Origin of the sequence: Winogradskyella sp. 3972H.M.0a.05 (assembly GCF_040493455.1) — a bacterium.
Classification (GTDB): domain Bacteria; phylum Bacteroidota; class Bacteroidia; order Flavobacteriales; family Flavobacteriaceae; genus Microcosmobacter.
The window spans coordinates 146217-160139 of sequence record NZ_JANFDA010000006.1 but is presented as its reverse complement, the minus strand read 5'-3'; the positions used below and the strand labels follow the sequence as shown (position 1 = coordinate 160139).

The following is a 13923-nucleotide window of genomic DNA, read 5'->3' as shown; positions in this document are numbered from 1 at the left end:
ATGAAAAATATAATTAAAAAATTAGGATACCCTTTATTAGGATTGTTCTTTATTCTTGCTGGATGTGAGACTCAGGAGAGTATTGATATCACTCAACCAGACCCAGCATTAGAGATTATACAACCATCGATTTCTAACATTAATCTGAATTTTAACTTACCAGAAAGTACCGCATTCACTATTGTATGGAATGATGGTCTTACTGACGGTTCTGGAGGATATATGGTAGAGTTGGATGTGGATCCGTTGTTCGAAAATCCTTCAGTTATAGGATCTTCAACTACGAATACATTCTCAATGTCTGTTGCAGAGTTTAACGACACAGTCCTAGATGCAGGAGGGCAAGCATTTGAACCTTTCCCTGTGTTTATGAGAGTATCTACAGGAGATGTCGACTCTAACATTGTAAACTTTAGTGTGTCTTCGTATGCACAAACAGTTCCGATGATTACGAGTCCAGATAGTACATTTTCAATTGTACTTGTTGAAACTACACCAAATGATGTTGCCATAACCATTGATTGGGACGATCCTGACTTTGGAGAAAACAGTTCAGCTGTTGTTAATTACGAAGTTCAGTTTGCTGAAGGTGGAACTAACTTTGCTAGTCCAGTAACTGTAGCAACTGAAAACAGTGCAACGACCTTATCTAGAACACACGAAGCGTTCAATGAAGATGCATTAAATTCTGGTTTAGTAGCTGAAGAAGCAAGCGCTATGGATATCAGAATTAAGGCAACTATTGAAATGGAAGGTGGCAACATGGAGCGTTATTCTGAAGCGACTACAATTACAGTAACACCTTATAGCATTGAGTTAGCGCCGATATTATATGTTGTTGGAGCAGGAGCAGTAGATGCAGGATGGTCATGGGATACACCAATTGAATTACCATTACAAGGAAACAAGTACTCTGGTAATATCAACTTAACGAATGATGCTTTCAGATTCTTTACTGTGAATAACGATTGGGGATCTGGATTGAACTATCCTTATTATGAAGCTCTAAACTATACAATAGATAGTAACTTCAACAATGCCATGGATGGAGACAGTAACTTCTTCTTCAATGGTACACCAGGAGAATATTTTATTGAATTAGACACACAAGCAAAGACCATTACTTTAGGGCCTCCAGTAGTAGGGCCAAACTGTAATTTTGATCAATTATGGTTAGTAGGAGCAGGTATTGTAGATGCAGGATGGTCTTGGGATACGCCAGTAGCATTACCTTGCGTTGGTACAGGTACTTATGCTGGTAATGTAGAGTTTACTAACGATGCCTTTAGATTCTTTACTGTAAATAGTGATTGGGGAAGTGGTACTAACTATCCTACCTATGCAGGAAATGGTTACACTATTGACGCTAACTTTAATGATGCCATGGATGGAGATAATAACTTCTTCTTCAATGGTACACCAGGGACATATTACCTAACTGTAGATGATGTCAACAAACTGATTACTGTTGGTCCAGAGCAATCTGAATGCGAATATGACCAATTATGGTTAGTAGGAGCAGGAGTTGTAGATGCAGGATGGTCTTGGGATACTCCAGTGGCGCTACCATGTGTAGGACCAGGAGTATATTCAGGAGATGTAGAGTTTACTAATGATGCTTTCAGATTCTTTACAGTGAATAGTGATTGGGCTTCAGGATTAAATTATCCTCATTATCAAGGAGAAGGTTATACTATTGATGGTAACTTTAATGATGCTATGGATGGAGATAACAATTTCTTCTTCAATGGAACGCCAGGAACTTATACCTTGACTCTAGACACAGGTAACTTTACAATTTCTTTAAATTGATAAAATTTGAATAAATACAAGGCTATGTGAAAACATAGCCTTTTTTTAACTCTAAACTGCTATGATTAAAAAAGTACCTTTTTTATTATTAATGTTTTGCTTTGTGTACGGCCCTGCACAAACATTAACAATTACGCCTTCATCCTTTGATGAAGATGAAGAAATTACAATAACAGTTTCTGATTTTGACCCAGTTGCACAATGGGGTGTATCAGACATTTACCTTTGGGCATGGCATTTCGATTCTAACGATGTGCAAATAAATAACCCTACTGCAACAGGAACAGACTTTTTTGATTCTCCTGAAACAGCGAAGTTTACAGACAACATGGATGGTACGTATAGCTATACGTTAACACCAACCACGTTTTACGAAAATACAGGCATTTCTAGAATAGGATACCTTATCAAATCACAAGATGGGTCTAATCAAAGTATAGATTATTTTGCTGATGTAGGTAGAGTTAGAGTTGAAGTTAGTTCTCCAACAGAAGATTTAATATTAGTAGCTTCAGGAGGAACAGTAAATGTAACTGCAACGATAATTTCTGGAGGATCAACTACAGTAATGGGTTCTTTTGAAGTGTATTATAATGATGTTCTTGTAGACACAGGAAGCTGTGGATTTCCTAATTGTAATGGATCAGTAACGAATATCACTGAAAGTGGACAAATACGATTTGTAGGAACACCTCCAAGCTCAACAGATACTGCAGAAGCCAGATTAGATGTGTTGGTGATACCAACTGTTGTTGAAGAAGCTTTACCAGGAGGCTTAACCGACGGAATCAACTATGATGCTGACCCAACTATGGCAACCTTAGTGCTTACAGCACCAGGAAAAGAATTTATCCAAGTAGCCGGTAGTTGGAATGGGTATTCTCCAACTGATTCAGATATTATGAAGAGGGATCCAGGTACTGGAAAGTTTTGGTTAGAACTTTCAGGATTAACTCCGGGACAAGTAGAAACCTATCAGTATTGGGTGTTTGATACTAATCCTATTTCAGGATCACCATCATTAGTAAAAACGGCAGATCCATATTCATCTTTAGTACTTTCACCATTTGATGATCCTTTCATTCCAGCATCTACGTTTCCAAACCTTCCTGCTTACCCAACAGGACAGCAGCGTGAGGTAACTGTTTTGCAGACTGGTCAAACACCATACAACTGGGTAGTTGACAATTTTTCAAAACCAAAAGAAGAAGATTTAATTGTTTATGAAGTTTTAGTCAGAGACTTCGATGCCGATAGAAATTATCAAGATTTAATAGATCGTATCGATTACTTTAAAGACCTAAATGTCAATGCTATTGAGCTTATGCCAGTAATGGAGTTTGAAGGCAATGAAAGTTGGGGCTATAACACGTCATTCCACATGGCGCTAGACAAGTTTTATGGTACACCAGATAAGTTTAAAGAATTTGTAGACGTATGCCACCAAAATGGCATTGCTGTAATCTTGGATATTGCGTTCAACCATGCATTTGGAAGAAATCCATTAGTAAGAATGTGGATGGATGACCCAGACGGAGACGGATGGGGAGGACCAGCAACTGACAATCCTTACTTTAATGTATTCCCTACGCATTCTTTTAATGTAGGAAGTGATTTTGATCACAGTAATGCATTTACAAGAGAGTACGTGAAGAATGTAGTTCAGTTTTGGATTGAAGAATATAAGATTGATGGATTCCGTTGGGATTTAACCAAAGGATTTACGCAAAACTGTGGTAACGGAACTTTTGATGGAGACTTTGGATGTACAAACGTATACCAGCAAGACAGAGTAGACGTACTTAGAGAATATGTTGATCATACTTGGGCTGTTGACCCAGATCACTATGCGATCTTTGAGCATCTTGGGAATGATAATGAAGAGCAACAGTGGGCTAATTATAGACTTGGCGAAGGAAAAGGTGTGATGATGTGGGGTAAAATGACCTCAGAATATACCGACCTACACCAAGGATTTAGCAATAACATCAATAGAATGGGACATGTTAGTAGAGGATTTAATGGTCCTCGATTAATAGGCTACCCAGAAAGTCATGACGAAGAGCGTGTGATGTATGAAAGCGTTGTTTTTGGTAATAACTCCACACCATCGCATAATGTCAGAGAATTGGATGTTGCACTCTCGAGAATGCCAGCATTAGGTGCGGTCTCTGTACTTATTCCAGGACCTAAGATGATATGGCATTTTGGAGCATTGGGTATGGATAATTCAATATTCACTTGTCCAAATGGAACTGTAAATAATCCAGATTGTAAGCTAGACACTAAACCGCAGCCTCAATGGGCAGAAAACTGGTTGGGTGACGCAGATCGTAGTAAAATTTATGACGATTGGTCTAGAATGCATTCGTTAAAAATTAACGAGCCAGTGTTTGAAGGCGATTATGCTATAAATTCAGGGAGCTTAATAACAAGAATCTATGTATTCGACAATAGTATTCCTACTACTCAATTAAGGAATGTTGTGATTCTAGCAAACTTTGATGTAGTTGCTCAAAATGTCACTCCAGATTTCCCTTATACAGGAACATGGTACGATTTAATGGATGAAAACGGAACAACCTCTCTTAATGTTACAAGTACAACGGCACCTATTAATCTTCAACCTGGAGAGTATAGAGTTTATGGAAACCAACCACCAGAGACATTAAGTACAAACGAGTTTGAAATCTCGAGTTTGGGATTATATCCAAACCCAACGAGATCATCGTTTACCTTAAGTGCTTCTGTAAATAGTTTACAAATATTTGACCTTACTGGTAAGGCAATAAAAACATTTGAAGGTGATTTTGATAGACAATCCACTTTTGATATAAGCGATCTTAATCAAGGTGTATATCTAGTGAAAGCCACGAACGATAATGGAGCAACAATGTCCTCTAAACTAATAAAGCTGTAGTTAGGCAGTTTTTCATATTGAATGAAAAAGCTTCTCAAATTTGAGAAGCTTTTTTTGTGTTGATATCGAGATTATATATTCGTTATATCAGATCGATACTTGCTTGGTGATAAGCCAAATTTCCTTTTGAAAGCGACTGAGAAATTATTGGCATGTTCGTACCCAACTTGTTCAGCAATGGATTCGATGGTTTCCTTTGGACCCATTAAAAGTTTACTAGCCTTATCAAGCCTTATGTCCGTTAAATAACTAATTACAGGCGTGTCAAATAACAGTTTAAAACCTCTTTTTACTTTGTATTCATTAAGTCCAAAAAGTCTTGCTAAGTCTTTTATTTTTAAGTCCTCATGAAAGTGATTTTGAACGTAATCCTTTATGTCATACAATATAAAAATGTCTTCAATAGTCAGGAAATCTAGCTTCGGATTATCAATAGCTTTACCATCTTTCAAAAACGTTTGTATAGTAATCACCTCTTTTCTTTTTACGCTAAACCAAGGTAAATGATCCTTACCATTTGAAGTAATTAATTGAGAGTCGGCAATGTGTTCATGTAAATACTTGCTATGACCAAACTCTATTAGGGCATCCTCCAATCTATGCATAATCAATGTTGGAGCGACAACATCCTTCAAGTAATTGCGTACATCAATTTCAATATTCATCTCATATAATACTTTGGCATTGCTTGGACTAGCACTTCTTCTTAAGAATCTAGCCCATTGTTCTTGCGCAATTGTATTGTCTTTAATGCTAGGAGCCATCAAGTTTAAGCCAATGGGTTCTCCCCAGTGTTTAAAGATGTAAGCTTTGATTTTATCGTGTTGGGCTCTTGTCTTTCCGTAAGGATAATCACTAGTTTTTATCCATTTCGGAAAACTTCCAACGAGAATTAACCTATTAACCATTTCAGGAAAACTGGCAGCTAGATATATTGAGAGCGGCCCTCCTTCCGACAATCCCATGAAATTAGCTTTTTCAATCCCTATGGATTTCATAATAATTTTGAGGTCTTCCGCTCTCTGCTCAATGTTTGGAAGATTTTGTTGACTTACATTATCCGATAAACCAGTTCCTCTTTTGTCAAAAATGACCAATCTTGTAAATGAAGCCAAGTAGGTCAACCAAGCCGATAATTGAGGAATGTTCCACGATTCTTCGATATTCGTTACCCAACCAGGGATTAATATTAAATAGTCTCCAACATCCCCTATTTGCTGATAGGCCAATTTTATACTTCCTGAGCTAGCATATTTTGTTATCGGAGTTGTCATTAATGTTAAATAAGACGATTACATTTTAATAATCCCTTTCGCATAGATAATAATACTAATTGCAAATTCAAATCAAGTGATGTCACTAGTACTTTTGACTTGAAAATTAGGGGAATAGAAAAAATATTATCGATATGGATATAAAAATAGTAAATAAAAGTAGAGAAATTAATTGCACAGTATTGTGGAATCCAAAAAGCACCAAAGTGCTAATAATAGGATCAGCGATAGGTGTTTCAAGAAATTTTTACAGAGACATAGCCAATTATTATTTCGACCTGTCTTATAGTGTTATATGTTTTGATTATTACGCTATGGTAAATCACAAACAAGCGCCAAAGCATTGTAAACAAAAAATAAGTGATTGGGGGCGAAAAGATATGAACTCAGTCATAGATTTTGCCAAAAGAAAGTTCCCCGAAGATGATCTATATTTTTTAGGACACAGCATTGCGGGACAACTATTTCCTTTGGCTGAAAAAAGTTGTGAAATAAAAGCGGCTTACTTGATAGCTTCACAAAATGTGTCAAACAAAAACTGGACAGGTGTTTTTAAGCTAAAAGTAGTAATGTTCTGGTATTTTCTTATTCCACTGTTTACTAGCTTATTTGGCTATTTACCATCCTTTGTTTATGGTGGAAAGTATAACCTTCATAAATCAATAGCTAGAGACTGGGCAAAACTAGGTAAAAACAAATCTGGGATATTAGGAGCTGAAAAAGACGCAAGTAGAAAATACAAGGACTTGAATCTACCAGTGAAGTTTTTAAGTTTTTCTGATGACCAGATGTTGGCGCCACAAAAATCCGTTAAGCATTTATATGAGTCTTATGGATCTCCTTATAAGTACCATGAGCATATTAATCCAAAAGAAATAGGACTAGATTCCATTGGGCATTTTAATTTTTTCAAACCCAGATATGCATTACTTTGGCCGAAGATAGATTCTTGGTTTAATATAATAGATGCCCAAGTTTAAAATCTATTTATCAAAAAAGTTTATATTGAAATATTCAAAAGGTTGAAAAGTAATCAATGAGAGGAAGAGTTTTCATATGCCATCTGCTTTTTTTGAGCTTGTTCCTCTCATGGGAATTAGCGGGCCAAGAACTAAAGATCACGTCCTTGCCCACAAACCATAATGGCTATAGCATTACTACTAACAAGACCTTGTATCTGAGCAAAAAAGGGGTATTGTGGTACTCTACCTATGGAGGAATCATAAAGGACCAAGGTGGCACAGGTGCATTAATCCCTTTTAATCATCCCTTGAAGAGTAGGGAGAACTCCATAATAGTATACTGTTTTTCAGAGCGGGAAGGGACCATATACGCAGGAACAAATTCTGGGATATTTTTTGTCAATACGCTCACGGGCGAATCAGGTTGGATTGCATATATTAATGAGCGCACAGGAGGGTTGAATGATTTTAGTTCAATAAAGAATGACCATGATGGGAACCTCTGGTTTATCAATATTAATAGTGATATGTACCGTCTGTCCGCTGATAAGAAAATAAGTGTCTATTCTTTAAATGAAGAGGGTTTAATGTTTTATGTCAGTGATGTCCTAGAGGACAATGCTTTGATTCTTAGAGGGATATCTAGTGATGAAGTAGTAAGGGGGATCTATAAAGTTTCTATAGACGACGAAAGACCGCACTTGGAGACCATTTTAGAAAGTGACCAATATTATTATTATTTAACGGATAATGGAGCATTGTTCCCAGAGGGAACCTCGGGGCATTTCTTTCATGAAGGGGAAAAGATTCCATATGGATATATTCCTTCAATCGATAGACAGGTCATTTATTTTAACAAACCGAGTCTAAACATTATCCCCAGAGATTTAGCCCCTTCTTTTTCTCAAGGGATTGACTTTTTTTTAATCTCAGAGCGTAGTTTACTCTTTTACAAGATTGAAAAAACTGGGCAGGAGTATCATACTTCCCTGTCTAAAAAAGTAGAACTTAACAGTACTATAAGCTTCACTTACTATTCAAAATATCAAGACTTTTCGTTATTAAACAATGGAACCCTGATAGTTGATACAGATGAAGGAATAAAGAGCATAAAGTTTATAGAGGAGAAATTTGAAAAGCACCTACCGGGCTTTAGCACGAGAAGCTTCCAGGAAGACTCCAAAGGGAATATTTATGTGTATGCATATAGTAGTTTTTTTGTAAAAAAGAAGGGCAGCAACGGCTTTGAAAAACTTAGAATAAAGGCGCCTATAGACCTTTATGACTTTATATTGCAGGATGACAGCACCCTTTGGGCCTTAAGTGAAAAAGGAGCTGTTTACAGGTATGATTTAAATACACGAAAGCGTTTTTCTTTCGATTCCCTTGATAGGTTGAATACTACCTACCAGCTTATGGAACTGGCCCCTGGAGAGCTGCTGATAGCAAGTGATGATGGGCTTTTGAAGTTCAACACAGAGACCCATAGCTATGCCCCCTTCAATCAGCTGAGCGATAGCGTCAACTTGTCGAACAAAAGGGTTTACTCGCTCCTTCTGGACAGCAGCAAGCGGTTTTTGTGGATGGGAATGGGCGAGAATGGAGGGGTCTATAAAAAAGACCTGGTTACCAATGAGGTGTCCCATTACAGTTTTTCGGGAAATGGCACCAATAATGTGCGCGTGATCCATGAGGATGAAATGGGGGGCATATGGCTGGGGACCGAAGGCGGTATACAGAAGATAGGCACAGACCCTGAAGAAAGCGTCTCCATTACCAAAAAGGATGGGCTAAAGAACGAGAGGGTCACTGGGATTGCCGATTCTGGGGATGCCCTTTGGTTTGCTACCTTCAACGGCCTGGTGAGATTTGACAGTAAGACAAGGGCGATAGAGAACTTTACGGTCAAGGATGGATTGCCCGACAATGAGTTCAACTACCGTTCTTTTTTTACCAATAGTGGAGGCGAGGTCTTTGCCGGTGGGATCAATGGGGTCGTGAGGTTCCATCCAGATAGTATAGATACGTACAAGGAAGAGAAAAAGCTATGGCTAGTTGGGATAAAAAAGCATGAGCAAGGCAAGGACAGTTTGGGGTATTCCTACTTTGGCAACAAACAGCACATATCGCTTCCCTACAACCATAATTACATCTCCTTCTTGTTTTCGATTAACGATATTGTTTCTCACCAAGAGTCTACATACCAATACCGTATCAGGGAGATTGATGAAGCCTGGGTCGATCTTGGCAAGGCCAATGAGCTGAATCTTTTTGGTTTAAAGCCCGATAGGTATACCATCGAGATCAGGGGTATCACATCAAGAGGAGACCTAACGAACCAGTTGAGATATGATGTGGTTGTAGAGCAGATTTTTTACAAGAGGCTTTGGTTCATCATTCTTTCGGGGGCTGTGTTCATATTTGTTGTGGCCTATTTTTTCTACAGGAAGTACTTAAACCTCAAAAAGGAGATCTTTTACAGGAAACGATTGCTGGACCTGGAATCAAAGGCGACCCAAGCCCAGATGAACCCGCATTTTATCTCCAATGCTCTGGGAGCCATACAGGGGCTTATCATAAAGGGGGACGAATTAAAGGCAAACAAATACCTTGTGCTGTTTTCGAAGCTGTTGAGGCTAACCCTGGAGATAAACAGTTCTGATCGTATATCTCTAGAGAATGAAGTCCAATACCTGGAATCCTATATAGAGTTGGAGAAGTTGCGCCTTGGGAATAACCTGTCATATAACTTTGATATAGAACCGGGGATGGATTTGGACATGATGAAGATCCCTTGCATGCTGTTGCAGCCGATCGTAGAGAACTCCATCCACCATGGTTTAAAGCACAAGGAGGAGGACAGGGTGCTGAGCATAGCCTTCAAAGAAGAACAGGATTTTCTGGTAAGTGAGATTGTTGACAATGGTATAGGGAGAGCAGCCTCAAGGGAAAAAAACCAAAACCGCCTGAACCATAAGTCCTTTGCGATGAACATACTGGGAGAGCGAATCCATTTGTACAACTCTGTCAATAAAGACAAGATCACGTTCAAGATAGAGAACTTAATGAAAGCAGAAAAGCCACTGGGCACAAGGGTGGTTTTTCATTTGCCAAAAATGTATTGATTGTGTTTTCTTTGTCAAAAGAAGGCAGAAAAAAAGCCTCTTGTTTCCAAGAAGCTTGTTCTATATTGTGCGGGCGGAGAGACTCGAACTCTCACACCTCGCGGCACTAGATCCTAAGTCTAGCGTGTCTACCAATTCCACCACGCCCGCAAAAGGACTGCAAATATAAACAATAGTTTCAAAATTCAAATAGCTTTTTCATAAGAAAAATGTCACTTAGTATTTTGTATTTTTGAGAAAATTTCAACCTTAATTATGAATACCATAAAATCTTACATAGATGCTAACAAAAATCGCTTCCTTAGCGAGTTAGTAGAATTGCTCAAAATCCCTTCAATAAGTGCAGATTCAGCATATAAAGAAGATGTGTTAAAAACTGCTGAAGCCATCAAAGAAAGTCTACATAAAGCAGGATGTGATCATGTCGAAATTTGTGAAACACCAGGTTACCCAATCGTATTTGGAGAAAAGATAATTGATGAAAACTTACCAACAGTTTTGGTATATGGACATTACGATGTGCAACCACCAGATCCATTAGATTTATGGGATTCACCACCATTTGAACCTGTAATAAAGCCAACAGACATTCATCCTGAAGGCGCCATTTTTGCCAGGGGCTCTTGCGACGATAAAGGTCAAATGTACATGCATGTAAAAGCTATGGAATACATGACGGAAACAGGACAATTGCCTTGTAATGTCAAGTTTATGATTGAAGGCGAAGAAGAAGTCGGTTCGGAGAGTTTAGCATGGTTTGTACCAAGAAATAAAGAAAAACTAGCAAATGATGTTATTTTGATTTCCGATACAGGTATGATTGCTAACGATATACCATCAATAACAACAGGATTAAGAGGACTGAGCTACGTTGAAGTTGAAGTGACAGGTCCAAACAGGGACTTGCATTCTGGATTGTATGGCGGTGCAGTTGCAAATCCTATTAATGTATTAACGAAGATGATTGCTTCACTTCACGATGAAAATAATCATATTACAATACCAGGATTTTATGATAAGGTAGAAGTATTATCTAAGGAAGAACGTGCCGAAATGGCTAAAGCACCATTTTCTTTAGAAGCGTATAAAGATGCTTTAGATATCGAAGCAGTCTATGGTGAAGAAGGCTATACAACCAACGAACGTAATTCTATCCGACCAACACTAGATGTCAACGGCATTTGGGGAGGTTATATAGGTGAAGGTGCTAAAACTGTAATTGCTAGTAAAGCATATGCAAAGATTTCTATGCGATTAGTACCAAATCAAGATTGGGAAGAAATCACACAATTATTCCAAACACATTTTGAAAGCATTGCGCCAAAAGGTGTGCGCGTTAAAGTAAATCCACATCATGGGGGTCAAGGCTACGTGACACCAATTGATAGTATAGGGTATCAAGCTGCATCAAAGGCTTACGAGGAGACGTTTGGTAAGGTGCCAATTCCGCAACGAAGCGGAGGAAGTATTCCAATTGTGTCTTTATTTGAGCAAGAATTGGAAAGCAAAACCATATTGATGGGCTTCGGGTTGAATAGTGATGCTATACATTCACCTAACGAGCACTTTGGTGTGTGGAATTACCTAAAAGGCATAGAAACCATTCCTTGGTTTTATAAGCACTTTACGGAACTTAAGAGTAAATAAAATAAGACTATAATTGTTGACAATCAGCCTATAAGCAAAACAAATAGTACGATTGTAAGCTTTGGCAAATTTTTTGACTAATATTGCATAATTAAAATAAGTAAAAAACACGATTAAATTATAGATTATGGCATTAGAGATAACAGATGCAACATTTGAACAAACTGTTTTAAACAGTGACAAGCCAGTAATGGTAGATTTTTGGGCTGCATGGTGTGGACCTTGTAGAATGGTTGGTCCAATCATTGACCAAATTTCAGAAGAATACGAAGGAAAAGCTGTCGTAGGTAAAGTAGATGTAGATGCAAATCAAGAGTTTGCAGCGAAGTATGGTGTACGTAACATTCCTACTGTATTAGTATTTCAAAATGGAGAAGTTGTAGGAAGACAAGTAGGTGTAGCTCCAAAGAACGCTTATACAGAAGCTATCGATTCACTTTTATAATAAGAATCCAAAAGAAATGATAAAAGGTTTGCCGTTGGTGAACCTTTTTTTATTTTAGGTGAAAATAAAAACGATGAGTAAAAAATCAAAAATACAAGATCAAATCGATGGTAAGCTTCTCGAAGAACGCAAGGTGTTTCTTTGGGGGCAAGTCGATGACGATTCTGCCAAACATGTTATAGACCGTTTAATGTACTTAGACAGTCTTGAGACTAAGGATATTCATTTATACATTAACAGCCCTGGAGGTTATGTTACCTCTGGTTTTGCCATGTACGATTGCATTAAGTCACTGAATAGCGAAGTATCTACAATTTGTACAGGATTAGCTGCATCGATGGGTTCAATCTTACTGTCTGTTGGTCAAAAAGGAAAACGATTCATACAACCACATGCCAGAGTGATGATTCACCAACCAAGTGGTGGAGCAAGAGGGCAAGCCAGTGATATTGAAATTACAGCGCAAGAGATTTTGAAGACCAAGGAATTGAGTGCACAAATCCTTGCTGAGAATTGTGGACAAGATTACGATAAAGTACTTAAAGATTTCAACAGAGACCATTGGATGAGCGCAGAAGAGTCTGTAGCTTATGGTATTGTCGATGGTATTATCTAATAGATGAATTTACGAGCCGAATTAAATAAAGCAGGAGGATTTAAGAACCTAGAGCTACTTGCTAAGCAGGTGGTTGAAGGTTTTATTGCTGGGATGCATAAGAGTCCTTTTCATGGCTTTTCGGCAGAATTTGCAGAGCACAAAATCTACAATCAAGGTGAAAGCACTAGGCATATCGATTGGAAGCTTTACGCCAAAACAGATAAGCTATACACAAAACGCTATGACGATGAGACTAATTTGAGATGTCATATCATTTTGGATAATAGTAGTTCAATGCATTATCCAGAGATGAAAAACTTCTCCATAGATAGTTTGAACAAAATAGCATTTTCGGCATTGGCATCAGCATCATTAATGCATATCCTAAAGAAACAGCGAGATGCTGTTGGGTTGAGTATTTATAGTGATCAATATGATTTTTATGCACCAGAAAAAGGAAGCGAACGTCATCACCAGATGCTGCTAAATCAATTAGCAGGAACTGTAGATTCCAAGCCGCTAAATAAAACAACAGAGACCTATGCCTATCTTCATGAAATAGCAGAGAAGATTCATAGACGCTCAATGATTTTTGTGTTTACAGATATGTTTCAAACCTCAGAAGATGAAGTAAAGTTGTTTGAAGCCTTGAGACATTTAAAATACAATAAGCACGAAGTTATTTTGTTTCATGTCTTTGATAGAAGTAAAGAGTTAACCTTTGATTTTGACAATAAACCAAAACGCTTCGTTGATGTTGAAACAGGTGAATACATTAACCTGTATGCCGATAATATTAAGGCAAATTATGAAGAAGCGGTGAGCAATTATTTCGACGAGCTTAGACTGAAGTGTGGTCAGTATAGGATAAAGTATGTCGAAGCCGATATCAATAGAGGATTTGATAGTATTTTGACAACCTATATGATAGAGCGACAAAAGTTTATTTAGACCTCAAAAAATAATCAAAAAGGTTTGCGATATAAAAAAAGCCGTGTATATTTGCATCCGCAATAGTGCAACGGTCTGGTAGTTCAGTTGGTTAGAATATCTGCCTGTCACGCAGGGGGTCGCGGGTTCGAGTCCCGTCCAGACCGCAAACATTGCCAAAAGCTTCAACATAGTTGGAGCTTTTTTTAG

Annotated in this window: 9 protein-coding genes and 2 tRNA genes; 9 read left to right on the top strand and 2 right to left on the bottom strand. The window is 38.0% G+C overall.

The genetic code is table 11. The features are described 5' to 3' along the window. Window positions 1-1812 carry a SusE domain-containing protein gene (locus tag NCE97_RS12970; RefSeq protein ID WP_353779702.1) on the top strand — a complete coding sequence of 604 codons (1812 nt, stop codon included), beginning with the start codon at window positions 1-3 and terminating at the stop codon, window positions 1810-1812. 61 nt (window positions 1813-1873) lie between these two features. Beyond that, a complete protein-coding gene (locus NCE97_RS12965; protein WP_353779701.1) occupies window positions 1874-4732 on the top strand; it encodes an alpha-amylase family glycosyl hydrolase in 2859 nt (952 codons plus the stop codon). A gap of 71 nt (window positions 4733-4803) precedes the next feature. On the opposite strand, the gene NCE97_RS12960 is transcribed toward NCE97_RS12965, so the two are convergent. Then, entirely contained in the window at window positions 4804-6006 is a 1203-nt protein-coding gene (locus tag NCE97_RS12960; RefSeq protein WP_353779700.1) for an alpha/beta fold hydrolase, read from the bottom strand. A 134-nt stretch (window positions 6007-6140) separates the two neighbouring features. Here NCE97_RS12960 and NCE97_RS12955 point away from each other — a divergent pair, with 134 nt between their 5' ends. Continuing rightward, on the top strand, window positions 6141-6986 hold the full coding sequence (locus NCE97_RS12955) for an alpha/beta hydrolase family protein (protein WP_353779699.1): 846 nt from the start codon (window positions 6141-6143) through the stop codon (window positions 6984-6986). Between the two features lie 56 nt (window positions 6987-7042). Further along, complete coding sequence (locus tag NCE97_RS12950) at window positions 7043-10093, top strand: sensor histidine kinase (protein WP_353779698.1); 3051 nt, start codon at window positions 7043-7045, stop codon at window positions 10091-10093. A gap of 68 nt (window positions 10094-10161) precedes the next feature. Here the strand turns inward: NCE97_RS12950 and NCE97_RS12945 are convergent. Beyond that, a tRNA-Leu gene (locus NCE97_RS12945) sits at window positions 10162-10243 on the bottom strand. Between the two features lie 105 nt (window positions 10244-10348). On the opposite strand from NCE97_RS12945, the gene NCE97_RS12940 reads away from it, so the two are divergent. From NCE97_RS12940 to NCE97_RS12920, 5 genes are all read left to right on the top strand, one after another. After that, window positions 10349-11740, top strand: a complete 1392-nt coding sequence (locus tag NCE97_RS12940; RefSeq protein WP_353779697.1) for a dipeptidase — start codon at window positions 10349-10351, stop codon at window positions 11738-11740. 127 nt (window positions 11741-11867) lie between these two features. After that, on the top strand, window positions 11868-12185 hold the full coding sequence (trxA, locus tag NCE97_RS12935; RefSeq protein ID WP_353779696.1) for a thioredoxin: 318 nt from the start codon (window positions 11868-11870) through the stop codon (window positions 12183-12185). 73 nt (window positions 12186-12258) lie between these two features. After that, a complete protein-coding gene (locus NCE97_RS12930) occupies window positions 12259-12801 on the top strand; it encodes a ClpP family protease (protein ID WP_353779695.1) in 543 nt (180 codons plus the stop codon). Between the two features lie 3 nt (window positions 12802-12804). Continuing rightward, window positions 12805-13734, top strand: a complete 930-nt coding sequence (locus NCE97_RS12925; protein WP_353779694.1) for a DUF58 domain-containing protein — start codon at window positions 12805-12807, stop codon at window positions 13732-13734. A 72-nt stretch (window positions 13735-13806) separates the two neighbouring features. Then, a tRNA-Asp gene (locus tag NCE97_RS12920) sits at window positions 13807-13880 on the top strand. The last annotated feature ends 43 nt before the right edge of the window (window positions 13881-13923 follow it).